General features: G+C 43.9%; 15 protein-coding genes. All 15 read right to left on the bottom strand.

Annotation, left to right across the window (positions count from 1 at the left end):
• Positions 1-1,281 precede the first annotated feature (1,281 nt).
• The 15 genes from G603_RS20770 to G603_RS0115960 all read right to left on the bottom strand — a co-directional run bounded on the left by G603_RS20770 (position 1,282) and on the right by G603_RS0115960 (position 26,665).
• Positions 1,282-2,310, bottom strand: a complete 1,029-nt coding sequence (locus G603_RS20770; protein WP_035793668.1) for a glycosyltransferase — start codon at positions 2,308-2,310, stop codon at positions 1,282-1,284.
• Positions 2,311-2,526: 216 nt separating this feature from the next.
• Positions 2,527-3,669, bottom strand: coding sequence for a peptide chain release factor 2 (prfB, locus tag G603_RS0116035; RefSeq protein ID WP_026524874.1), 1,143 nt, complete (start codon positions 3,667-3,669; stop codon positions 2,527-2,529).
• Between the two features lie 145 nt (positions 3,670-3,814).
• Positions 3,815-6,385, bottom strand: a complete 2,571-nt coding sequence (gene secA / locus G603_RS0116030) for a preprotein translocase subunit SecA (protein ID WP_026670852.1) — start codon at positions 6,383-6,385, stop codon at positions 3,815-3,817.
• 198 nt (positions 6,386-6,583) lie between these two features.
• Positions 6,584-7,630, bottom strand: coding sequence for an ABC transporter substrate-binding protein (locus tag G603_RS0116020; RefSeq protein WP_026670851.1), 1,047 nt, complete (start codon positions 7,628-7,630; stop codon positions 6,584-6,586).
• The gene (locus G603_RS0116015; RefSeq protein ID WP_026524871.1) at positions 7,630-8,670 is read right to left on the bottom strand and encodes an ABC transporter permease subunit; all 1,041 of its coding nucleotides are present in this window, start codon (positions 8,668-8,670) and stop codon (positions 7,630-7,632) included. The genes G603_RS0116020 and G603_RS0116015 overlap by 1 nt, the downstream gene beginning before the upstream one ends.
• Positions 8,671-9,753 (bottom strand): ABC transporter permease, encoded by a 1,083-nt coding sequence (locus G603_RS0116010; RefSeq protein WP_026524870.1) that lies wholly within the window; start codon positions 9,751-9,753, stop codon positions 8,671-8,673.
• Entirely contained in the window at positions 9,750-11,264 is a 1,515-nt protein-coding gene (locus tag G603_RS0116005; RefSeq protein ID WP_026524869.1) for a sugar ABC transporter ATP-binding protein, read from the bottom strand. Before G603_RS0116005 ends, G603_RS0116010 begins: the two co-directional genes overlap by 4 nt.
• A gap of 105 nt (positions 11,265-11,369) precedes the next feature.
• Positions 11,370-12,485 (bottom strand): ABC transporter substrate-binding protein, encoded by a 1,116-nt coding sequence (locus G603_RS0116000; RefSeq protein ID WP_026670850.1) that lies wholly within the window; start codon positions 12,483-12,485, stop codon positions 11,370-11,372.
• Between the two features lie 155 nt (positions 12,486-12,640).
• Positions 12,641-13,954 carry a sensor histidine kinase gene (locus G603_RS0115995; RefSeq protein ID WP_026670849.1) on the bottom strand — a complete coding sequence of 438 codons (1,314 nt, stop codon included), beginning with the start codon at positions 13,952-13,954 and terminating at the stop codon, positions 12,641-12,643.
• Between the two features lies 1 nt (position 13,955).
• Complete coding sequence (locus tag G603_RS0115990) at positions 13,956-15,602, bottom strand: response regulator transcription factor (RefSeq protein WP_026670848.1); 1,647 nt, start codon at positions 15,600-15,602, stop codon at positions 13,956-13,958.
• A gap of 64 nt (positions 15,603-15,666) precedes the next feature.
• Positions 15,667-16,734, bottom strand: a complete 1,068-nt coding sequence (gene buk, locus G603_RS0115985; protein WP_035793740.1) for a butyrate kinase — start codon at positions 16,732-16,734, stop codon at positions 15,667-15,669.
• Between the two features lie 230 nt (positions 16,735-16,964).
• Entirely contained in the window at positions 16,965-17,882 is a 918-nt protein-coding gene (ptb, locus tag G603_RS0115975; RefSeq protein WP_026496118.1) for a phosphate butyryltransferase, read from the bottom strand.
• A gap of 138 nt (positions 17,883-18,020) precedes the next feature.
• The gene (locus tag G603_RS20765; RefSeq protein ID WP_051197942.1) at positions 18,021-18,683 is read right to left on the bottom strand and encodes an HD-GYP domain-containing protein; all 663 of its coding nucleotides are present in this window, start codon (positions 18,681-18,683) and stop codon (positions 18,021-18,023) included.
• A 26-nt stretch (positions 18,684-18,709) separates the two neighbouring features.
• Complete coding sequence (locus tag G603_RS0115965) at positions 18,710-19,219, bottom strand: acyl-CoA thioesterase (RefSeq protein WP_051197941.1); 510 nt, start codon at positions 19,217-19,219, stop codon at positions 18,710-18,712.
• A 132-nt stretch (positions 19,220-19,351) separates the two neighbouring features.
• Positions 19,352-26,665 carry an InlB B-repeat-containing protein gene (locus G603_RS0115960; protein ID WP_026670847.1) on the bottom strand — a complete coding sequence of 2,438 codons (7,314 nt, stop codon included), beginning with the start codon at positions 26,663-26,665 and terminating at the stop codon, positions 19,352-19,354.
• Positions 26,666-26,768: the final 103 nt, after the last annotated feature.

Raw genomic sequence — 26,768 nt, 5'->3', positions numbered from 1 at the left:
TCCTCTGCTTAAACCTTCTAAATCCGCTGATCTCTCCTTGCTCCGCGCCTCTATTTCGGGCTTTTACTAAGATTCCTCTGCTTGAAACTTCTAAATCCCCTGATCTCACCTCGCTCCACGCCTCTATTTCCGGCTTTTCCTCAAATTCCTCTGCTTGAAACTTCTAAATCCCCTGATCTCTCCTTGCTCCACGCCTCTATTTCGGGAACTTTCCCGATTTCCTCTGCTTAAACCGTCTTAATCCTCTGGCCTCTCCTTACTCCACGCCTATATTTCGGTAACTTTCCCGATTTCCTCTGCTTGAACCCTCTAAATCCCCTGATCTCACCTCGCTCCACGCCTCTATTTGAGGCTCTTTCCCGATTTCCTCTGCTTGAAACTTCCATATTCTCTGACCTCTCCCTGTTTCACGCCTCTATTTCGGGCTTTTCCTAAGATTCCTCTGCTTGAAACTTCTAAATCAGAAATATTATGTTTCGTACCGGAAGAATACGAAAATGCAGCGTACTTCTAGTATTTGTGTAGCTTCGCAGTAATTTTGTTTTGGTATTACCGCGCACAGCCTAGAATCAAGCTATGTCACTGCAATCATTCACTATCTTAACCTATTATTGCTGCGCACTTCTCCAAAAAGCCCTCCTGCGCAGTAACTTTGCACTACCATTACCGTGCGAGCGCTATATACAAGCCATGTCGCTGCAATCCATCGCCATCTTAGCCAATTATTACCACGCACTTCTCTGTTAAGTCCTTCTGCGCGGTAATTCTGCCCTATTATTGCCGCGCGAGCGCTATATACAAGCCATGTCGCTGCAATCATTCACTATCTTAACCTATTATTGCTGCGCACTTCTCCAAAAAGCCCTCCTGCGCGGTAATTCTGCCCTATTATTACCGCGTGTCTCCCCGCAGAGACCTGCCACGCTGTAATCTCCCTCTTAACTGTTAAATTATCGCGCAATGGCGCAAAAATATCCTTGATCTGTTTGACTACAAAATATCTGGCATGGAGTATCAGTCAACCCTGCGCTGTGCGCACCGCGAAGCGGCTTTGGGGTTGACTGATATTCCATGTCAGATAGAGTAGTCAACAAGCAGACCAAAGATTAAACTGACAGTCACAGCCGCCTTTGCCTTCGAAAGCCACACTCTCGGCCGTCACTTTCGAATACTTCCGAATATGATCCAATACGATCTATTATCCCCATAAAAAAGGTGACCCCCTCAAGTGATCACCTTTATCCTAACCTATTTCCTTATTTGACCTTTCTACTATCCCTATCACTCAGGCTTTGGAGGCTCCCAGCGGGCAGCTTCCTTCTCGTAATCCTCAGCCTGCTCCAGATTGCCAAGCTCTCTGTAGCACTCTGCCAGCTTCTGCATAGGCATATCGCCGCCGTGATGTACGTCCAGAATAGGAGATGTCTCATAGGCTGCGTTAAAATACCACACAATAGCTTCGTCGATATCTCCGCGCTTTCTGTAGAATTCTCCAAGCTCGTAGCACATCTCACTAGATGCGATAGTAGTCACATCCTTAAGTGCATACTTAAGAACTCCAAGAACATCATCCTCGATAACTGCTATATGAGTAAGGACGCAGCTTGCTTCCTTAATCTGATCAAGATCTCTTCCTGTATCGATTATGGAATCAGAGAAGAACTTCTTTGCCAGAATGAAATCCTCATTTGTTCCTACCATGTAGAGCTCTCTTGCATAGAGATTGTGAAGTCTCTTGGAAATATAGCTTCCCATGTCCACAGCTCTTCTGAAGGCAGCCAGATCTCTTTCTCCGTGATCCTCTGTGGGATTGTGCTGAATCTCCACCTCGCTGTTGCATACAACGGGATCAAGCTGGATGATCTCATGGATTGGATCCTGCCAAACAAAGCTTCTTACCCTTCTGAAAAGCTTGGGTCTAAGCTCCCTGTCATAGTTATAAACAGTATTGTGGCTGAGCTGATTGCAATAGTACATCTGAACCACATCGATATCGAGATCATCAATATCTTCTTTCAGCTGTTTGAAACGTTCTCTGTTCTCTTCGTCTATCGTCTCATCCGCATCAGCAGCGTAAATATATTCACATGTAGCCTGTCTAAAGGAAAAATTTCTCGCATCAGAAAAATCGCCGGTCCACGCGAATTTAAAGACCTTCGCGCCGTAGGACTCCGCTATCTCCACTGTCTTATCTGTAGAACCGGTATCCACGATGATCATCTCATCAACCAGATCCTTCACACAGTCCAGACAAGTAGCCAGTTTGTCCTCTTCATCCTTAACGATCATGCATAAACTTACTGTAACCATAATTAACCCCTCATTAAAAATGCTAAAGCTTATACTTCTCGAAATATCGATAAAATTACAAGTATATGTTACCAAATAAGCGTGAATGTGTCAAAAAAGCAACCCGCGAAACCTGAAATCACGAGACGAAAAAAGCGACCACTTTCGTGATCGCTTTAATTCTCAATTCATCTTATATAGTTCTGTCATCAACTAGCCATATTCTTCCTGATGCCATTATTCTGCATCTGTATCGCCAACGGGCTTTCCGCCTGTTGCCAGCCATTTAAGATATGCATTGATGAAGGGATCAAGATCTCCGTCAAGAACGCCGTCTGCGTTAGAAGCCTTGAAGCCTGTACGAGTGTCATTAACCATTGTGTAAGGCTGAAGAACGTAGGAACGAATCTGGCTTCCCCATGCGTTATCCATTACCTCACCTCTGATGCCTGCAAGCTTGGCTGCCTGCTCTTCCTGTTTCATAATGAAAAGCTTTGCCTTCAGCATCTGCATAGCCTTGTCCTTGTTCTGGAACTGAGAACGCTCATTCTGACAAGCAACTACAACACCTGTAGGAATATGTGTGATACGTACAGCAGATGATGTCTTATTGATGTGCTGTCCACCGGCACCACTTGAACGGTATGTATCAATTCTAAGGTCATCAGGATTGATGTCGATATCTACATCTTCCTCAATATCAGGCATGATATCACAGGAAACGAATGAAGTCTGTCTCTTAGCCTGTGCATTGAAAGGACTGATACGAACAAGTCTGTGAACACCGTGCTCTGACTTAAGAAGTCCGTAAGCATTAGTTCCTGAAATCTGGAATGTAACGGACTTGATTCCTGCTTCATCACCATCGAGATAGTCAAGAACCTCTGTTGTGAAGCCCTTTCTCTCTGCCCATCTGGTGTACATTCTATAAAGCATTGATGCCCAGTCGCATGCCTCTGTTCCGCCGGCACCTGCATTAAGTCTGAGGATTACATCATATTTATCATAAGGTCCGTTCAAAAGATTGCTGATACGGATCTTCTCAAGAGTATCTTCAAACTGATCAAGCTCTTCTCTGATCTCTGCAGCCATATCGTCATCATCAACACCCTCTTCGTTCTGAAGGTCGATGAGATCCATCATATCGTCGTACTGTTTGTGAAGGCCCTCTACCTCTTCAACAAGATCCTGCATGTTCTTAAGGTTTCTTGTCTTCTTATTGGCTTTTTCAGCGTCATCCCAGAAATTAGGTTCTTCCATCTCACGGGATAACTCTTCAATCATTTTCTTCTTTGAATCAAGGTCAAGTGAGGCTGTAATCTCATCAAGAGTACCTCTAAGATTAGAAAGCTCAACCTTCATCTGATCTAAAACTACCATTTTTATATCCTTCCATAAAAAAAGCTTGGACTAATATTCTATTATCCAAGGACAACCTGATCCGGCTGCTTCGCAGCCACCTTCCCCTAAAAGGGGAAGGCTCTATTTTCACTACCAAGCAAGTAAATTAATTATACACATTCTGTCAAGCCTGTGCTCTTCCGTGGCAGTTCTTGTATTTTTTGCCGCTTCCGCAAGGGCAGGGATCATTGGGATAAACCTTGGCTTCCATGCGCTTCTTGGGCTCTTTTACTGCACTTTCATCTTTGTTTGTGCCGGTTACCTTAGCAACCTGCTCACGCTCTACCTTCTCCTCAATGTGTACATGGAAGAGAAGTCTTACAGTATCTTCCTTGATGTTGCGAGTCATCTCATCGAACATCTCGAAGCCTGCCAGCTTGTACTCAAGCTTAGGATCACGCTGAGCAAAAGCCTGAAGGCCGATACCCTGACGGAGCTGATCCATATCATCAATGTGGTCCATCCACTTTCTGTCGATTACCTTAAGGAGAATTACACGCTCTATCTCACGGATAGTCTCGGGCTCAGGGAACTCAGCCTCCTTCTCCTCGTAAAGCTTAACTGCCTCTTCCTTAAGCTGCTGCTTAAGTCCGTTCTTGGTAAGCTTGGTGATACGTCCGCGGTTGATCTTCTTAAGCGGGATTGTAGGAAGCAGAAGCTCGTTGAGCTCTTTAAGATTCCACTCATCTGCATCTGTAACTTCACCTACAACAGTCTCAACTGACTCTTCTACAATATCTGTGATCATCTTGTAAACAGTATCACGCATGCTGTCGCCGTCAAGAACTCTTCTACGCTCATCATAGATGATCTCACGCTGCTCGTTGTTAACCTGGTCATACTCAAGAAGGTTCTTACGGATACCATAGTTGTTATCCTCGATCTTCTTCTGAGCTGATTCAATAGCCTTGGAAAGAGCCTTGTGCTCGATCTCCTGACCTTCCGGAATTCCAAGAGAGTTGAACATTGAAATAAGTCTCTCAGAACCGAACAATCTAAGGAGGTTATCCTCCAGAGAAAGATAGAACTTGGATTCACCGGGATCTCCCTGACGTCCTGAACGTCCACGGAGCTGGTTATCAATACGTCTGCTTTCGTGTCTCTCAGTACCGATGATCTTAAGACCGCCGGCAGCAACTGCCTCATCATCAAGCTTAATATCGGTACCACGACCTGCCATGTTAGTTGCGATTGTAACGGCGCCATGCTTACCTGCCTCTGCAACTATCTGAGCTTCCATCTCATGGAACTTGGCATTCAAAACGTTATGTGGAATGCCGCGCTTTTTAAGGAGCTTACTTACTTCCTCTGAAGACTCGATTGTGATAGTACCTACAAGAACGGGCTGTCCCTTCTCGTGAGCAGCCTGAACTGCATCAGCTACCGCATTGAGCTTCTCTTTCTTGGTCTTGTAAACAGCATCCTGATGGTCAATACGTACAACAGGCTTGTTGGTAGGAATCTCGATAACGTCCATACCGTAAATATCACGGAACTCTCGCTCCTCTGTAAGAGCTGTACCTGTCATACCGCACTTTTTCTCGAATTTATTAAAGAAGTTCTGGAACGTGATGGTTGCAAGAGTCTTGGACTCACGCTTAACCTTAACATGCTCTTTTGCTTCGATAGCCTGATGGAGACCGTCTGAATAACGACGTCCGGGCATTACACGTCCTGTGAACTCATCAACTATGAGAACCTCATCATCTTTTACAATGTAATCGTGATCCTTGAACATGAGGTTGTTAGCACGGAGAGCCAGAATGATATTGTGCTGGATCTCAAGGTTCTCAGGATCTGCAAGGTTATCTATACGGAAGAAATTCTCAACCTTTGCAACACCCTGTGCTGTAAGATTGACAATCTTGTCCTTCTCATTAACTATGAAGTCGCCTGTCTCCTCCTGCTCGATACCCATGATGGCATCCATCTTGGAGAACTCTTCCTGGTCCTCACCACGAGTCATCTGCTTGGCAAGAATATCGCAGGCCTCGTAAAGCTTGGTGGACTTGTCACTCTGACCGGAAATGATAAGAGGTGTACGGGCTTCGTCGATAAGGATTGAGTCTATCTCGTCGATGATAGCGTAATTCAAACCTCTAAGTACGCACTGCTCTTTGTAGATAGCCATGTTGTCACGAAGATAATCGAAACCAAGCTCGTTGTTGGTTACATAAGTGATGTCACAGCCATAAGCTGCCTGTCTCTCCTCACTTGTCATGCTGTTGAGAACAACACCGACTGTAAGGCCGAGGAACTCGTGAACCTTTCCCATCCACTCAGCATCACGCTTTGCAAGATAATCATTGACGGTAACTACATGTACGCCCTTGCCTTCAAGTGCATCAAGATATGAAGGAAGTGTTGCTACAAGTGTCTTACCTTCACCGGTACGCATCTCGGCTATACGACCCTGGTGGAGAATAACGCCACCAATAAGCTGAACGCGGAAGTGTTCCATACCAAGAACTCTGCATGCTGCCTCACGCACTGTTGCGTAGGCCTCAGGCAAAATATCATCAAGTGTCTCGCCGCCCTCAAGTCTCTTCTTGAATTCATCGGTCTTAGCCTTAAGCTCGTCGTCAGTGAGCTTCTTCATCTCAGGCTGCAGGCTCTCAATCTTATCTACAGTACTCTGAATACGCTTAAGCTCTCTCTCACTGTGTGTACCGATAATCTTATCAATAATACTCATTTCTTATCGCTCCATAAAAATAATTACGTCTGTATATTCTGTGCATATAAAAAGCAGGAAGCAGTAACATAATACGATTCGCCTCCCGCTCTATAAAGACAAAATCACAAATGACATTGTATCAAATTTAAGTAACTTAATCAACTATGGCCATGGGCAAAATCCCCGTTTCCATAGCACTCCGCAGAGATGCACGTTTTACTCCGGCTTCTCTACTTCGTATTTCTCGCCGTCTACAACTACACTGATCACGTCTTCTATCGAACTATATATCTTTTCATCCACATAGTTGAATTTCTCAGGGGTGTTGCCACTCTCCAAAGCCTCAATAAGTGCCTTTACCCTGGGCCCGTGAAGGGGATTGCACTCAGCTATGCAGGATATTTTTCCTTCTTTACAATATTCCAGAGACTCTTTGTTTACGCCATCAAAGGATACGACCATTATGTCTCCGTTCATGATATCACCGCCAACATGACCGCCTGCGCTCTCAATGGCATCAATTGCGCCGATTGCCATATTGTCGTTCTCGCAATAAACCACATTGATATTATCAAATCTCTTTAAAAGTGCGGCCATGACCTCTCTGCCCTTGGCTTCCGTGAAATCGCCGCTGGTCTCTGAGATAATCTCCCAGTGATTCTCCCTTGCTGCATTTGCAAGGCCTCTGGTACGTCCTATCTGGGCTGTGGAGCCCATGGTACCCTGAATGTTTACTATATGAAGCTCTCCCGGAGCAATTCCTCTCTTAATGGTATAGTTCTTAATCCAGGCTGTAAGCTTCTTTGCCTCTAATTCAAAATCAGATCCCACCCAACAGGAATAAAGGCTTTTATCCGCTGTATCAACTCTTCTGTCAACCAGGATTACAGGGATGTTCGCTTCCTTTGCTTCAGATAAAACCGTATCCCAGCCTGTCTCTGTGGCAGGTGCAAGAACAATATAATCAACATCCTGCTGAATAAAAGTCCTTACGGCAGTGATCTGATTGGCCTGTTTCTGCTGACCGTTTTTATATATGAGGTTATAGCCCGCTTCCTTGGTAAAAGCGCTCTGCATCGACTCCGTGTTGGTATTTCTCCAATCGGATTCTGCGCCAAGCTGCGAAAAGCCAACAGTTATCCTGTTGACCTGCGCTGCTTCCGTCTCATTTTTATTTTCTTCATTAGCACTGCTGCTCCCGCAGCCGGCAAAAAGTGCCAGCGTAAGGAGCAGCATTGTGGTAACATAAATGGCTTTTTTCATTAGCTTTTAACTGCCTTCTTTTTCTGTGCCATAACAACACTCTGGATCAGCAAGAATACGCAGAGCATAGCTGCTATGGTGATTCCGGTCCACCAAGCCTGATCAAGACCTGCGGACGCAACGATATTCTGAATTGTACTAAGTGACAGAACACCAAAAAGTGTGCCTATGATATTGCCGACACCACCTGTAAGCATCGTACCTCCGATGATGGAGGATGCTATTGCGTTCATTTCCATACCCATGGCATGTGAAGCTGAACCGGATCCAACGTGAAGGAAGTACACATATCCGCCGATTCCCGCAAGAACTGAGCAGATCATGTGTGAGATAAATTTTGTCCTCTGAACGTTAATGCCGAGCATAAGCGCACTCTGCTTGTTTCCGCCTACTGCATAGAAGCTTCTTCCAAGCTTGGTCCATCTGAGCACCACAAACAATAATACCACAATTATCAGCGCTACGATTACACCAATTTCTACATAAGCAGGTACGTAAATGCCTTTTTTATTAACTGTTCCCATTCCGGGCACATAAATTCTCGTAAGCTTAAGAGCTGTGAACTCCTCATCAGCTACGTTGAAGGGAGCTGTGTTTACGATAGTGGTCATACCTCTTGCAAAGAACATACCTGCAAGGGATACGATAAAGGGCTGGATATCAAGGTAAGCAACCAAGAAGCCCTGTACTATACCGTAAGCAACACCGATTCCAAGAGCGATAAGGATAGAACCAAAGATACTACCATCATGATAATCAAGGTACACAGCACAGCACATGGAAACAAGTGCAACAACGCCGCCTACAGAGATATCGATACCGCCGGAGATCATAACCACGCTCATTCCGCAGGCTGTGATGATAAGAGCCGCATTGGAATTGAGGATGTTGAAAAACATCTGAGGCTTTGTAAATCCGCCTCCCTGGAACACTATTGCTCCTATATACATAAGGAAGAAGATTACAATAGTAATCGCCAGGAGGAGGCTTGTATCATTCATTTTGGACAAAAAGCCCTTCTTTTCATTTGCTTCTTTCATTTAAGCCACCCCCTTCTTAGCTGTGGCTTTTTTCACTAAACCACTCATAGACTCTCTTACCTTGGGAGCAGAGAAAACAACAAGGAGGATAACTACTACTGCCTTGTAAGCTGCAAGTGCATCTGAAGAAACATTGAACTTATAAAGGGTAGTTGTCAAAAACTGTATTACATAAGCTCCAAGGATTGAAGCCCACATATTGAACTTACCACCTGAAAGTGCGTTACCGCCAAGTGCAACCGCAAGGATCGCATCCATCTCTATATCCTTTGCAATTACAGAATAGTTGATGGTTGAAAGTCTGCTGACCTTGATAAGAGCTGCAACAGCTACGCAAAGTCCAAGGATTACAAAGCTGAGGAACTTTATAAAGGTAGGATTGATACCGTTAAGTCTTGAAGAACTCTCGTTGATACCAACTGCCTGTGTGTAAAGTCCAAGGTTTGTAAACTTAAGAACAAGTGCGATAACTATAATACAAGCGATAACTATGAAAACTGTTGTCGGAATCGGAATTCCGGGAATAAATCCGCCAAAGTAACCAAACTTCGGGTCAGGAACGATGGGCAGCTCGTTGTTGTTGATCCACGCTGCGATTGATCTTCCAGCCGTGAAAAGTATCAGCGTCGCTATCATGGGCTGTATCTTAAACACCGAGACCAGCATTCCGTTGAAGGCTCCGCAGAGCATACCAACCACGCAGGCTACAAGAAATGCAACGATTACAGGTGCTGCCAGTTCAGTAGGTCTTGAAACACCGCCGCAGAGAACTCTAAGCATTGCAGAACCTGCGATAGCGATTGTAGCTCCGACCGAAATATCCTGTCCGCCTGAAGCAGCAGTTACAAGTGTCATTCCGATTGCAAGAATACCAAGTTCTGAACCGTAGTCCAGGATGGTGATCAGATATCCTGAAAGAACAGGATTACCTGCATTATTTGTTCCCAGTGTTATTTTGAAAAATCCGGGATCATTTATCAGATTTATAACCGACAGCAAAAGAAGCGCTATAACCGGTATAAAGAGCTGATTACTTACGAGCCTTTTAAGAAAGCTCTGCTCATTTTTTTCTATCTTACTCATACCTTACTCTCCCCTGCAATCGTACTCATGATCTTGTTCTGGGTAAGATCACCACCCGACAACTCTCCTACAACCTTGCGGTCTCTCATGACAACAAGCCTTGAGCAGGTTCTCAGCATCTCATCTGTCTCAGATGAAATGAAGGTTACACTCATGCCGTCCTTTGCAAGATCAAGGACAAGCTTCTGGATATCTACCTTGGTTCCTACGTCGATACCTCTTGTAGGCTCATCAAGGATCAGATATTCAGGATGCATAAGCAGCCATCTGGCAAGGATAACCTTCTGCTGATTACCACCGGAAAGTGACTTAATCGGTGTGTCCGCAGAAGCAGTTTTAATGTTTAACTTCTTAATATATTCGTCTGCAAAAGCATAAGCCTGTGCCTTTGAGAAGGGCTTGAAAAATCCCTTAAGCACCTGAAGCGCAAGTATGATGTTATCTCTTACTGAAAGATCCCCAATGATACCATCAACCTTTCTGTCCTCAGGAAGATAAGCAATTCCGTTCTTCATTGCATCAAGGGGCTTGTTAATCTTAACCTCCTTGCCATGCATCTTGACCTTACCGCCAAGAACTCTGTCAGCACCAAAGATAGCACGAACGCACTCGCTTCGGCCTGATCCGAGAAGTCCTGTAAATCCGTTGACCTCTCCTTTTTTGATATAAAAATCGAAGGGCTTAATGCCAGCATCACTCTGAAGCTCGCTTGCTTCAAAGATTTTATCATTTGCATCTGCTCCCTCGTATCCGCCGCTCTCTCCCTTAATATCTGAGAGATCGTCCATCTCCTTGCCAAGCATCTTGGCAACCAGCTGAACTCTGGGCAGATCTTTAATTTCATACTCTCCCACAAGCTGACCGTCTCTGAGAACGGTGATCTTGTCACATACCTCATATACCTGATCAAGGAAGTGTGTTACGAAAATAATTCCAACACCTCTGTTTTTCAGATTTCTCATCAGGTTAAAGAGTTTCTCAACCTCCTGCTCATCAAGAGATGATGTAGGCTCATCCAGAATCAGAACCTCACACTCCATATCAACGGCTCTTGCAATGGCAACCATCTGCTGAACTGCGATTGAGCAGTTGGAAAGCTGCTGCGTTGCCTTGGCAGGGATATCCAGATTCTGAAGGAGCTTGTCAGCGTCTTCATTTATCTTCTTCCAGTTGGTGATGACTCCCTGTGTTCTGCCGATGAACATGTTCTCAGCAACAGTAAGGTTGGGGCAGAGCGTTATTTCCTGATAAACAGTACTGATACCGTTTTTTTGTGCATCCTGAGGTGAATGAATGGCAACCTCACCTTTCCCCTGAAGGCTGATAGTTCCTGAGTCCTTGGAATACACTCCGGTAAGCACCTTGATCAGTGTGGATTTTCCGGCACCGTTTTCGCCCATCAGAGCATGAATCTCACCTTTACCCAGGTTAAAATCCACGTTCTGCAATGCCTTAACGCCCGGAAACGATTTATTTATGCCTCGCATTTCGAGCACTCTGTTTTCTTCCACCGGTTCTACCTCGCTTCTTAAAAAATGCGCGGTGCGGACACTTCTCCGCACCGCGCTGAATAGACTAATTTAAATTGATAACCAAATTGCTACGCATCAATACTATTATATGCCGTAGTTATCAACATCTTCCTGAGTGATTGTGCTTGCATCGAAGCCCTTCTCGTCCATGATGATGGTCTTCTCTGAAAGTGATCCGCCGCTCTCAAGAGTCTTGATGATCTCATCGATGTAGCTTGACTGGAAAGGATTGCACTGTCCATCATAGTTCCAGTTCTGAGCAAGGAGCTCTTCAAGTGCCCACTTGTTGCAGTCAAAGCCCATTACGATAACGTCTTTGCCAACACCGTGTGAGATACCAGCTGCGTCAAGAGCTGCAACTGCACCCTTAGCCATATCGTCGTTCTCAGCATAGATTACGTTGAACTTCTCGCCGGAATCGATAACTGACTGAACGATCTGCTGTGCTTTCTCAGCGTTCCACTCAGCTGTCTGCTGGTTAACGATGTTCCAGTTAGCTTCTGCTGCAACCTTCTCATCAAGAGCGCCGCTGCGTCCCTGCTGAGCTGCTGAACCCATAACACCCTGAAGGTGGATTATGTTGTACTCGTCAAGTCCCTGACCTGCAAGCCATGTAACTGCTGTCTCGCCTTCCTTAGCCATATCTGAAACGATAGAAGCTTCATAGAGGCTGGGATCTGCATCGATTGTACGGTCGAAAAGGATAACCTTGATTCCTGCTGCCTGAGCATCCTGAAGAACTGAATCCCAGCCTGCTGTATCAGCTGCGGAAAGAAGAAGGTAATCTACTTCGTCCTGAATGAATGTCTGAGCTGCTGCGATCTGCTCATCATTCTTTAAGCTGTATGCAAATGATGCATCATAGCCGTTCTCTTTTGTGAATGTAGCCTTGAGGTCAGCATCGTTAGCTGTACGATAGCCGGACTCGTTAGGATCGTTGTTGATGATACCAACCTTGATAAGGTCGCCTGAAGCTGCTGTGTCCTCAGCTGCTGTCTCTTCTGCTGCGGGCTCTTCTGCTGCTTCTTCTGCTGCAGGCTCCTCAGCTGCTGTTTCCTCTGTTGCTGTTTCCTCTGTTGCTGTTTCCTCTGTTGCTGCAGGAGCTTCTGTAGTTGTGCTCTCTGCTGCGCCGCCGCCACATGCTACTAAGCTAAGTGTCATAGCGGATGCCATAATTACTGACAATAACTTTCTTCTCATAACTTTTTCCCTCCAAAAAATATGATGTGAATATTGGGACTTCGTCCCTGTTAGTTAATATTTTAGATTTTTGGAGAAAAAAAGCCATTGAATAAAAAACTTTATAAAGTTGGAATTTTTATCATCTTGAATTGAAAAGTTGAATTTTTTACGATTCAGGTTAAGATTTTCGGCAGACGAACCGTAACTGTGGTTCCAATGCCGTGAATACTCTCGATTTTTATACCGTATTCTTCACCAAACTCCAGACGTATTCTCTCATTTACATTATAAAGACCATAGATCGCCTTTTCATTTTCATCGCCGGAAACAAGACTCTGCTGTACCTGCTGGAGCCTGTCAAAATCCATACCCATTCCATCGTCATGAACCGTTATCACGATATCATCACCGTCGGACTTGCCGTTTACAGTGATCTTTCCGCCTCCCCGCTTATTTTTTATTCCGTGATAAAGCGCATTCTCAACTATGGGCTGAACCGTAATCTTGGGAATCTTGTATCCCCCAATCTCATCCTCAGCATCAATCTCATAGGTAAGAATATCCTGATATCTGATCTGCTGAATCTCCAGATAACTTCTTACGTGCTGAAGCTCCTCTTTTATGGTGACGATCTCCTTACCCTTGTTAAGAGAAGTCCTGAAAAAGTCAGAGAGGCTGCCAACCATCTTAACAACCTGCTTCTGGTTCCCCGCCTCCGCAGACCAAACAATGGCATCAAGGGTGTTATATAAAAAGTGAGGATTTATCTGTGCCTGCAAAAGCTCGAACTCAGCCTTACGAAGCTGCTTCTGCTCTTCTTTTACCTGCTCCTCGATGGGTCTTGTGATGATGACAGGACCAACCAATGATACGAAAACAATACTGACCACTATGAAAATAAAGATACCTATAGAAACCTTTGCCGTGTTAAGGAAAAAGGCACTTGTCTCCTCCTGGGCAGTCTGAAGCTGCTTGTTTTCATAATAGATATACTCGTTGATGGTCTCCTTGATAAGGGACGTAACTATCTGAACGTCGTTCTCCCAGATAGTCATGTTGTCGTCATACTTATCCTCGTAGTTCATGTTGTCTTCGATATGAGCGATGTATCCCTCAAGGTTATCAAGGTATTTCCCTGCGCTCTCTAGACGCTTCACATTGTCCTCAGTATCGGTCATGCCCTCAAGCCTGTGGACAACACCCCTTGCATCCGATATCAGCTGAGGTATCGCAGACTCCTCGGGAGACACATTTCCTACTATTAAAAGATAGGTCTCATAGTCAAACTTTTCCTTGAAGTCCAAACTGAACTCACTGGCTGCAACCACGGAATTAAGCATATCATTGTAGCGCTCGTTTATGGTCCACAGATTAAAGAACGCATAAAACATGAAAACAATATTGGGAAGAAGCAGTATCAGATAGGAAAGTCTTATCTGGTCCGCAAGGTGTGATTTTGATCTGTTTCTTCTTTTTAGAAACTCCATATCAGCTTACCTCCGGAGAACTTCCGCTTCTGTACTGTGTCGGGGTCATGCCCTGGGTCTTCTTGAAAGTATATGAAAAATAGTGTGGATCCTTATAGCCCACCATAAGTCCTATCTCGTTGCTCTTCTTTGAAGTAGTGACAAGAAGCTCCTTAGCAGCATTCATACGGTAGTCAGTTAAGTACTTGATAAAGGGCTGTCCCGTCTGTGCCTTAAAAATAGCACTTAAGTGATTGGGTGAAAAATTAACGTGAGCTGCCAGCGTATTAAGCGAAAGCTCATCATCTGTGTAATTCTTCTCAATATAGGAGATAACTTCACTTACAACATCGCTGTAACGTCCCTTTGAATCAGCCTCCCTGACAGCAAGCACCTGATTGATGATTCTCGCCATATACTTCTGAGTCTTCTCCTCATCTGCCAGAATCTCAGGCGTAGGAGTCTCCACCTCTTCACTGAGGTCCTTTCTGGAAATTCCAAGCTCATTCTCAAGAAAATCAGATACGCAAAAATAGAAATCCATTGCCACATACTGTCTGATAAGAGTAGATCTTATGGCGCTTCTGCCCATGCCGTTAATGAACTCTTCCACAAAAAACTCTGTCTCAGACTTCTCACCACGTCTTAAAAATTCCTTGATAAGGCGTCTGTCAATGTGCCTTGGATCTATCTCTGACAGGATAACATTGTCGCTCCCACCCTTGAGAGCTTCTTCCGTGCCAAATAAAAATCCGCTATCTTCTGTCAGATACATATGGGCAAAGGCTCTGCTGGCCCATCCAAAGCAGGCAGGAATCTCACTTATCCTGTCAACACTTCTGCCTACACCGCCAAAATAGCGTACGTGCTTATATTCAAATAAAAGTCTTTTTATCTCCTGTATGCAACGCTCTATACTGCCTGATAAAGAAGCTTCATCATCAGCCTTAAATAAAAGAGCGATGCCTTCTATATTTAAATTAAAATAGATAGCGCTGTATTTTTCCGCAATCCTGCGGATTCCCTGCTCAACTTCAACGACGCTTCCTGAATATTCTCTCGCATCACGTTTGCCTGACCATACCCTCAGCATCAAAATGTTATATCTGATTGCGGTAATATCGATTGAAAGCTTCTTGGCATTCTCTAAAAGCTCTGAAAACTCCTTGTTGCCTGTTACGAGATCGCTGAAAAACTCCTGTTTTTCCAGCTCCATCCGCTCTTCCATGTCCTCTTCGTAACGCTTTTTTGCTTCAACCTCTTCCTGCCTCTCCTCTATCCTCCTGGCTACAGCGTCCACCTCTTTAAGGAGACTCTCACCGCTGATGGGCTTAGAGAGATAGCAGGATACACCTATTCTTATGGCCTCTGTGGCATACTGAAAGTCCTCATAACCTGTGAGAAGAATAATCTCTATCCAGGGAAATTCTTCCTTGATCATGCGGCTCAGTGTAAGCCCGTCCATAAAGGGCATCTTAATATCAGTAATTACAATGTCCGGCTTTAACTTCTGTATCATTGAATAAGCAAGCTCCCCATCACCTGCTTCTCCGCAAAACTCATAGCCGTGGGCAGCCCAGTCCACATTGTTTTTTATGCCTTCCCTCACAACAAACTCGTCTTCAACCAAAAATACCTTCATACATTCCTCTTTTGTATAGCTTTTCAAAAAAGCCCCTCCGGTAAGTACCCGGAAGGGCTTATCTTTTCTTAAAATATCAGAACTCTAAGTATTACTCGTAAATCTTAGCCTGTTCCTCACCGTTCATTACACGGAGAGCCCCCTGTGCAAGTGCAAGAAGCTCATCCTCACCGGGATAAACTGTTACAGGAGCGATAAACTTAACCTTAGCTGATAATCTCTCCATGATAGGAGCATTGTAAGCGATACCGCCTGTAATAATGATCTGATCAACCTTGCCGTCAAGAACAGCTGCCATTGATCCGATGTTCTTAGCAAGCTGGAAGATGAATGCATCGATAACAAGCTTAGCCTTCTCATCGCCTTCATCTCTCATCTTAACAACTTCTCTCATGTCGTTGGTGCCAAGCCAAGCATTGAAGCCGCCCTTACCAACTGCCATCTTGCGAACCTCAGCCTCAGAATACTCACCTGAGAAGCAAAGACGGATAAGACCACCTGTAGGAAGTCCGCCTGCACGCTCAGGAGACATAGCGCCGTCACCATCAAGAGCGTTGAATACATCTATGATCTGACCATTCTTGTGAGCACCTACGGAAACACCGCCGCCAAGGTGAACTACTACAAGATTGATGTCCTCGTACTTTTTGCCGATTTCCTTTGCATATCTTCTGGCAACAGCCTTCTGATTAAGTGCATGGAAAATTGAAACTCTCGGGATCTGAGGAAGACCTGTAACTCTTGCCTCTTCACAAAGCTCATCAACTACAACGGGATCTACGATATATGAAGGAACACCGATCTCGTCTGCGATCTCTTTTGCAAGAAGTCCGCCAAGGTTACTAGCGTGCTCACCCTGAACACCTGCCTTAAGATCCTTGATAAGTGCATCATTAACTGCGTATGTACCACCGGGAATGGGCTTAACAAGTCCGCCACGACCCACTATTACATTGAAGGACTTAACGTCCTGATCAGCACTCTTAAGGAAGTTAAGAATAAGCTCTTTTCTCCAGCCAAGCTGATCGATGATGTGGTCGTACTTGGCAATCTCCTCTGTGGGATGGCGGAGAGTCTCCTCCATTGTAAGAGTCTCATCCTCAAAAATACCAAGCTTGGTAGATGTGGAACCCGGATTAATGATTAAACTTTTGATCATAATTGTCTCCTTCTCCCTCATCCGTCACCTACGGTGACACCTTCTCCCCAAGGGGAGAAGGCAAAGCATTCATGCCTTCCCCCTTGGGCAGAAGGCAAAGCATTCATGTCTTCCCCCCCTTGGTAAGAAGGCAAAGCATTCATGTCTTCCCCCCTTGGTAAGAAGGCAAAGCATTCATGCCTTCCCCCTTTGGGGGAAGGTGGCACGAAGTGCCGGATGAGGGCTCATTATTATAAATTTTTCTCTTCTGCTACTACTGCTGCAAGTGCGATAGAGTTGAGCTTAACCTCAACAGAATCAGAACGTGATGTAAGGATAACGGGAGCCTGTGTTCCTGTTAAGATGTTACCGTTTTTAACTGTTGCAAGACGAACGATGGTCTTGTATGTAAGGTTACCTGCGTGGATGTCAGGGAAAAGAAGAATATCAGCATCACCGACAATCTTACGGTCCTTAGCGCCAGCCTTGTGCTCAGCTGCTGAAGGATCAATAGCAAGGTCCATGGAAAGAGGTCCGTCAACGATGCAGTTCTTAATCTCGCCAGCTTCGTTAAGGCGTGTGAGCTCTGCTGCCTCAACTGTAACAGGCATCTTATCGTTAACAACTTCCACTGCTGCAAGAGGAGCAACCTTAGGGCACTCAACACCGCAAGCTCTTGCTACGTTAACTGTATATTCAATGATAACCTTCTTATCTTCAAGTGTGGGATAAGGCATGAATGCAACGTCTGTAAGGAAAAGAAGACGGTCGATTCCGGGAATCTCAAATACGCAAACGTGAGAAAGCGGACGACCTGTACGAAGACCAACTTCCTTATTAAGAACTGACTTAAGGAAAGTCTTGGAATCAAGCTGACCCTTCATGTAGATATCAGCCTTGCCGTCGTGTACAAGTGAAACAGCCTTGGTAGCAGCCTCAACTGTATCCTTCACGTCAATGATCTCAAACTGAGAAAGGTCCATGCCCATCTCACCTGCGATTCTCTCAATCTCATCCTTATCACCTACAAGGATTGCATCAGCAATTCCGCGCTCCTTAGCAAGTTTAACAGCCTCAAGAACAGGTTCATCCTGTGCGCATGCAACTGCAAGCTTTTTGGTGCTGGCTGTCTTAAGCTTGGCAAGGATATCATCGAAACTCTTACTCATTATATGTACCTCCTGGATAAAAAATAAAAATTGGAATCTAAACAAAAAAAGTTCACCGGCGCAAATTATCACGCCGGGTGTTTACTTAAACACCGTATGAATTTTACCACGATGTGCCCTCTTTTTCAATTTTGTTCGTCAATCATCAAACCTTCCGAAAAATTCTTTGATAATATAAGTGGGAACCTCAGAATTCATGACATATTCAGTATCAGCATCTATTATAGACAAAAAAATATTAGCTATTTCAGGGTCAAACTGTGTGCCCCTGCCCTTCTCTATCTCGCTTCTGACCTTTTTCTGCTTCATGACACCCTGATAACATCTCTCAGAGCTCATGGCATCATAAGCATCGGCGATAGCTATGATCCTGGCTTCTTCAGGAATAGCCTCACCCTTGAGACCGTCGGGATATCCGTTGCCATCATATCTCTCATGATGCCATCGAGCTCCTACTGCAAGACCCGGTATTTCAGTGATATCCTGCAGAATCTTAGCACCAAACATAGGATGCTTTTTCATAAGGGTATATTCTTCATCCATCAGACACTCAGCCTTACTGATAATCTCGTTGGGAATCCCAATCTTACCGATATCATGCATAAGACCCATCTGATAAATCTCAAACTGCTCAGCCCTGCTTTTGCCCATGCGCTTGGCGATCTCCATGGAATACAGTGCCACACGCTCCGAATGATCGTGGGTATAATGTCCGTTCTCATCGGCAACCTTGGCAAGGGCATGCATCAGCTGATCTGCCAGTTTTTTCTCTCTGTGATATTTTTCCTCGTAATCTATCACTTGAAACCTCTTCTAACTAATAATACTTAAAAACCTTCTTTTCTTCTCTGAACGCGAAGCTCTATTCTCTTCTCAGCTCCCTGCCACTCTGCTCTCTCAGCTTCAGTGCGCACATTCAGACCATAAGGAACCGTGGTGGGTCTTCCGTCCTCATCAACGCAAACCTCTGTAAGATAAGCTCTGTTCACCACATGTCTCATACCTGTGCGAAGGTCCTCAACATAAGTGTCCACTCTTACCTCCATAGAGGTCTTGCCCACATGGGTAATCCTTCCTATCAAAACCACGATGTCGTTGAGCAGTACAGGCTGCTTAAACTGCATATTGTCGATTGCAGCTGTAGTTACGGGAGTACCTGCATGTCTAAGGGCAACCATACCTGCAACCTCATCGATCCAGCGCATAAGCTCTCCGCCAAACATTCTCTCATATCCGTTTATCTGATTATACTGGACCACTCTTGTGATCTCTGTGATGGAATCCTCAACACTTTTATTGGCAATCTGGTGATCAACATGAAAAACTCTGTTATTCATAGCCTACCTCCGTGATTTTTTATACTAGTATTGTACCATGAATAATATTTTTATGGCATGAAAAAACGGGACCGGCACACTTCAATGTGCCGATCCCATTTTAAGTTTTACTTATTCAGGTTAACGAACGAATTATTCTTCGTCTTCCTTACGTTTTCTACCGGTAACAAGGATTGTTGCTACTGCTCCGGCTGCAATGAGAAGAACGATTACTCTTGAAGCATTGGTGTTATCATCTGTACCACCTCTTCTTGCTCCAAGTACACCGGGCTCTTCCTGCTCTCTCTTTGCTCCGAGAACTGCTGCAGGCTCATCTGCAGGTCTCTTAGCGCCAAGTACCTGTGTATCGTTGTCATCGTCATCATCATTGTCAGCTGCGTTATTGTTGTTGCGGCGACGTTCTCTGCGATTATCATCATCGTCATCATCATCGTCGTCATCATCATTGTTGGTATCAGTAGTTGCTGTTACCTTAAGTTTGCCGTAAACCTTGGTAATCTGGTAGTTGCCAACCTTGGTCTGCTCATTTGCAGGTGCGAAATCAAACTCGTTATCGCACTCACCAACCTCTGTCTGGCTCTTTGTGAAGGTGTATGTAAATGCATCACCCTCTGCAAGCTCAGGACTATTTGTTGCAGACTCCATTCTAAGCGGCTGACCGTCATAAACCTTCTCTGCTGATCCTGATGTAATAGTAATAGGCTTAGGTGTGATCTTGAACTTGCCCTTAATAATTGTCATGTGTTCAACATCGAAGAATTCTGTTACATCAGTAGCATCAGCTCCGGTACCATCCATGATTACAGGTGTTCCTACAAGATCAAGCTCATAAGTATCAACGTCTCTTGCAGTTACTTCTACCCTAAGTCCCTTAGCATAGAATGTAACGCCGTCAATCTCAAAGCTGTGCAGATCTTCTTCAGTAGTAGCATGTGCCTTAAGTCCGAAGAAGCTTGTCAGTCCACCAATAAAGCTGTTAAGAGCCTCAACCATAGGTCTTAGTACTTCCTTAGGTGCCTCACCGGAAATCTTGTAATCAAAATCAGGACCTGTCCAGGTCTTTCCTGAGAACTGCTCTTCTCCGCCGATTGTCTCAGCTGTAAGTGTATACAGTCCTGCAGGAGGATTGATCTTCAGATAACCATCTTCAACCATGAAGAATACGCGGTAGTTAGTATCTGTATTAACAAAACGTGTATAGTTTTCTCTCTCATCCATCTGGTCAAGTCCCATAGGATAAGTTCCAACATTCTTTTTGGTTAATACAGGAACAGCGATTGCTCCGTCTTCTTTCTCAAGCTCGCCGATCTTGGTTCCATCAAACTCTACAGATTTATCGATATCATACTTGCTTACTGCGTCCGGTGTATTTGTTGACTGAGCAAACTCTTCATCAAGTCCGATATCAAATCCCTTTACAGAAATTTCCTTGCCGGTCCAGGGATCGCCTTCGCCATTGTTGTGTCCTGTAACTCTAACCACCAGCTCAACAGGATTTATCTTAAGCCCGCCATCACTTGTAATAATATAGCTTACTTTATAGTTCTTATTAGAACACTCAAAGCTATCCTCTGTAAGACCCATAGCATAAGGATCATCCTGTACATCTGTACCGGTTGCGATTCCTTCACCATCCTTAAGAATAATCTGTGAAGCATCTATGAGATTGCAATCCTCACCATCCTTCTTAATGCTATCAACTGTGAACTTATCAAGACCTTCGAACTGCTCATCAGCGGTTGACTGCTCTTCTCCACTGTAAAGAGTCTCAAGGATCTCGCCATGAAGTGTTACTACAATACCTTCTACAGGCTTAATCAGGATATAACCGTCTTTGGTCTTACCATCATCACCTTCAACAATCTCGAATTCCACATCTGTGAAATTCTCATTGCTGCACTGGAAGTGATCTTTTGTGAGGTTCATAGGATAAGGATCATCACTTGATTCTGTACCATGTGCCTCAGCCGTTTTACCTTCTGCAAGGACGATATCGGTATCTGCAAGACCTGCTACAGGCTTGTTATCTTCTGTAAGCTTGGATACAACTGCATAACCATTTCCGTTAAATCCGGCAGTCTCGAATTCATCTGTGGACTGCTTGTTACCTGTGTAGTAGGTTTCAACCTGCTCACCCTTGATCTTTACTATTACCTTAGAAGTAATCTTATTGATCTTAAGGTAACCATCCTCAACCTCAATGTCGATATCTAAGCCTTCTTTACCTGCTACAGGAGTTGCTACAAAGTTGTTCTCTGTAAATTCATTCTCGTATGTACCTGCGTCTGTCTTTACCAGAGGATATTTAAGACCTAAATCTACTGTGCTTATTGTAAAGTCACTCTCAGATACTTCATATCCTGTCTCTGCTTCAACAGATTCGATGATCCATCCGTCAGCCCAATTTGCGTTAGGCGCTGTCTTATCTTTAAGATTTGAATCTGCCTGAGACTTCTCTGTTCCATCGTAGTCAGTTTCGCACTGCTTACCTCTTACAGTTACAGTAACCTTAATAGGTGAATAAACAACCTTGATAACATTATTTGAAGCTTCTGCAACTATAGTTTCAATTGTATTCTTCTGAACACCATTCTTATAGCCGCCGGGTCTCTTAGCATTTATTGTTGCATCATCGAGCTGGCCTACGCTACTTCCAACAGTTACATTATCAACTGTTTCTGTACCGATAGGATCTCCTACAGGATTGCCATTAGCATCACCCTTGTAGTACTCGATTGTGTAGGATGTAGAAGAAGCTACATACAATACATCAATGTACTGCTCTTTAGTAGTATCCTGTACCTCATAATAAGGCTTTTCTTCTGTCAATCCCTGCTGTACACCGGATTCATAACCGGAATCAGGCTTCTTGTAATCGAGCTGTCCTTCTGCTTCTCCTGCTTCGATAACAACACGAGTACCAACATCTACAGGGCCTTTTTCTACAGATGCAAGAGGTGTTCCCCCTTCTACTACTTCATCCTTGTAGTATCTGATGATGTATGATGCCTTGTTGATTTCCCATACAGCATAGAGATCATTTGGTAAAGGATTATTCTGATCTACACCAATCTTATCACCAACTTTATACACTGTATTCTGGTTAGCTCTGTCTTCCCATCCTACCAATGTATAATGTTCTCTTGTAAAGCCTTCATCTGAAAGTATTATAGCTGTATTAAGCTGAAGCTTTTCATAGGAAGCAGTTGCCTTATCATCACTTACGGTAAGGTTCTTGCTAGCATCTGTTGTAAGAGATGTTGTGCCTTCATTACCGTGATAGTTGATATGTGTAAGCTTAATGTTATCGTTCTTAGCACTCTTATATGCCGGAATAAGTCTTACAGTATATGTATAAGAAGGATTCTCAGGTGTATTATCAGAATTCGCTGTCACCTTAGCATATCTCTTATATACTGTGAAACTCTTACCTTCTGTTACTGTAGTGTCGGAATTTGTATAAGCTGAGTTTTCATACTTCTGAACAACCCAGTGATCGAATACCTTTTCCTCATCATTAACAGTAATCTTTTTAATACTATCAGGACAATCCTTAGCTATAGCTGCAGAATGATCTGAATAAAGTTTAGTATCAAGGTTTTCCAGTACATTGCCATCGTTATCAACATATTCTACGTTGATACCATTAGCACCTGCAAGCTTGCTTCTCCACTTAGCATAGAGATCAAGCCTTCTTGTGATCCAAAAACGAGGAGGCAACGGATTACCATCATTGTCTTTAGGATGCTCATCACCGTTAATGTCACTTGTAGCATTACCAAGCTGATCATACTCTGTAGGTCCTGTTCGATCATAAGGAGTAATAACAGAAGTATCATTCAATGCTGTTGCAGCACAACTGAAAAGTTCTGAAAATTCCGTATCCCTGTACCAACCTACAAACTCATAATCATCAGCAGTAGGAGATGTAGGAGAAACCAGATCATTGTAATCTACACGGAATGACATGCCCTGATTTCCAATAAAATATCCGGCCTTTTTTGTTGTTCCGTCGTCTTCATAAGCATTTGGATGAAGAATTACTCTGTACTGCTTCAGAATCCACTTAGCATATACTATAATCTGATCTTTAGTCATAGTAGTGAATGTATAAGGATCCTGACATTCAGCATCTTTATACCATCCATCAAATATTATTCCCTCATACTTAGGTGTTGGTACATAATAGTTCGCGCCTTGCTGACCATTAACATTCTTATTATATGATGTCAAGTCAGTAGCGAATTTGATATCCTCAACTTCCTTAAGGATAGTATCCGGTACCATTCCTTCTACCTTAACTCCATTACCTGTATAATATGCACCGTCCATGTAGGTAATACCGGAGGTATTTCTTGTGTAGTAGAAAGCCATACCACGACTTTGGCCATTCTCTGTCAACTGCTCGTAAACAAATCTACCATTTGCATCTTTTTGAGCTGTAAATCCTTCATAAGCAGGAGCCTTCTGTCCGCCATAATCAGAATTTGCTTTGGAGGGAACTATTTCTTTTAATGTGTATTCTACGCGATTATGAACGATAGTTTCCGCTGCTTCATAAGCTGCATTTGTTGTTGCAGTATTTCTAGCTGTTGTCCCGGTAGAGTTTTCCTTTTCAACACAAATATAGTATGAATAATTGTATGGATTACCATCATATCTGGCATCGACATAGTTAGCGTTAGGATCCTTCCAATTTCCAAGAAGCTGCTCATCCATAACGGTAAGCTTACCTTTTACAGTCTCACCGCCCTGATTGTCTCCTCCTGTATATGCCTGAGCATTAGGATCAAGTATCCAGCTGACAAGCTCTGCATCAGCGTTTCTTAATCTTCCAAGTTTACCCTTTAAGCTTGCAAACTCTTCATACTTCGGCCACAGTCCTGTTATATCCTGACCGTACTTTGCTGTTCTGGTAACAACATAATTATTTCCAACACGTTCTGATATTGCCGCAAAAGCATCTGCCGGCAGATTAGTCAGTTCTCTACTCTGCGTTCTGCTTCCATCAGTATAGGCATGAAGAGAATTTCCTCTATAAAATGCAAGTCTATACTGGAATACATACTCTATTCTATCAAAATATACATTGATAATAGTATTTCCATCAGGACTAATTTTCTTAGTACTGTCGTAGCGGACCGGTTTAAATCCTACATATTTCACCATAGGATCATTATTATTTATTGCAGTCCTAAGATTAGCAGGTTCAGGGCCACCATAATTCTTTCCATTAATCGTTGCATAGCAGTCTGCTGTATGAAGCACTATTCCACTGGCAACAACTCCGGTAGGAGCATCCTGGACTGTAATAGACTCTGCATAATCATAGTCATCACCTTTAAGATTTTGTTTCCAGATAATGACTGTGTAAGGAGCGGTGCCTGCCGGTGTCCACATAGCTAAAAGATCAACATTTTTATCAAGTGTTCCTAGGAATGAATACTCTTCTCCATATGGATTATTATTCTCATCTACAGGATTTCCATTATCATCAACGTAAGGCTTATGATCTTTAGGGTTTACCTTACAAGTATACCATCCTGCAAAATCATAACCTTTTCTTTTAGGATCTGCAGGTATGTAACTATCCCTGTTTTCATCGTTAAGCACGCCGCCTTCAACAAATGCTGAAGGTGTATAGGATGCGCCTTTACCATTCTCATGGAAAATGAGCCAATGTCCTGTAGGTACATAGGGTATAAGTGTGATGTTATCTTTTATCTTCACCTCTGTACCATTAGCGATGTAGTCAGGCCATGTTCCATCAATAGTTACACTGCTCTGCTGAGCAGGATTCTCAAGCTTCCAGCCGAGGAATGCAGATGTCTCGGGATCTGAAGCTTCATAGTTGTAATCAATTTTGCAGGAACCATCCTCAGTTAAAACCTCTACAGTTTCAAGAATAGCTCTCTCGTTGTTCTCACCCTTAGGCTCGCTAAGGTATGTAATAATGTAAGAATTCTTGTATTTAGCTCTTACGATAACTTCTTCATCTTTTGTAAGGGCAGATAAATCGATAGCGGCGCCAAATGTAATCTTGTTTTCTGTATATGCACCACCCTCTGTATCATATTCATACCATCCGATGAATTCCATTCCTGTGGAATAAGGAGCAGGAATCTCTGCAAGAGCTTCACCATTCTTAATAATCTGGTTGTCTACTTCCTCACCTTCCTCATTTGTGAACATATAAGGTGTTCCGTCAGAATCCTGGAACTTATATGTACGTCTGGGAGTCTGTACTTCAGGCTTGGGATCAACAACGATAGCGTAAATTGAGAACTCATCAGAAGTAAACTCTGCCTTATCTTCCTTGAAGCTTGCATCTACTACTTCTGCCTTCTGCTCATCATCTACGTGTACAAGAGTTGAATTCTCTTTTTCAATAATCGGGCTATAGATGGCTACGCTAATAGCGCACTTAGGCTCGATCTCTTCACCTTTTTCATTTCTGAATGTGATGTCAACAGCAACAGCTTCCTGCTTGCTGTTCTCTACGTCACTGTTTGCCGCATCCTTAACAGCATCTATGATCTCAGGATTTGTAACGTCTGATACAGACATTGTTGTACCTACAGGAAATGCACCTTCAGGAGCACTTACCTTAACGGTAACATTATTATCTGTAACATCCTCGAAATCCTTTGCAGGCATTTCTTCTTCAGGCTCTTCTACCTTTTCTTCTTTAACAACTTCCGCTGCCTTGAAGTTAGCTGTATAAACTGCTTCGTTGATAATCTGATCGCCAACAGGTGCAAATGCAGCTGTCTCGCAAACAGGAGTACCTTCAACGTTTGTCCAGTTTACAAACTCAAAGCCTTCATTAGCTGTTGCCAAAGCGCCTTCAAATGCAGCGCCTTCTATACTCATATCAACAGTCTCGGCTTCCTTAGAAACTGTTCCACCTTCGCCGGCTACGAATCTGATCGTAACTGCTGTTGCGGGTGTTTCATCTGCAGGTGTCTCTGCTGCAGGCGTCTCGTCTGCAGGAGTCTCTGCTGCGGGAGCGTCTTCTGCAGGTGCCTCTGCGGGTGTTTCGTCCGCCGGAGTCTCTGCTGCAGGTGTCTCATCTGCAGGTGTCTCTTCCGCGGGAGTCTCATCTGCAGGTGTCTCTGCTGCAGGAGTCTCCTCAGGCTGAGCTTCCTCTTCCTGTGCAGGCTGTTCTTCTTCCTGCTGTTCAGGCTGAGGTTCTTCTGCAGGAGCTTCCTCTTCAGGTTCTTCCTGTTCTTCTTCAGGTTCTTCCTGAATCTCCTCTTCTGCAGGAGTTTCCTGCTCAGCGCCGATAGGCTCGGAAAACACAGGGCTGTAATCAACGTCTTCTGCCTGCTCGGGGGCACCTTCATCAGCGCGAACGCCGATACTGTTGTAATCAGAGCCAAAGGTCGTTACAAGCAGTGTCAGTGCCAAAAGCAGTGCAAACTTTCTAGCAATGTTCTTTCTCATAGATATTCCCCCTCTAATGAAAAAAAATTGGGTTTATCAACCTCATGTTACTCTTTAATTATATGAAATTTCTTTTCACTTTTGTTTACGGAAAATGAAATTT

Source organism: Butyrivibrio sp. AE3006 (assembly GCF_000424165.1).
Lineage (GTDB): Bacteria > Bacillota > Clostridia > Lachnospirales > Lachnospiraceae > Butyrivibrio.
The sequence above is the reverse complement of the archived record's forward strand: the minus strand, read 5'-3'. Positions and strand labels throughout refer to the sequence as shown.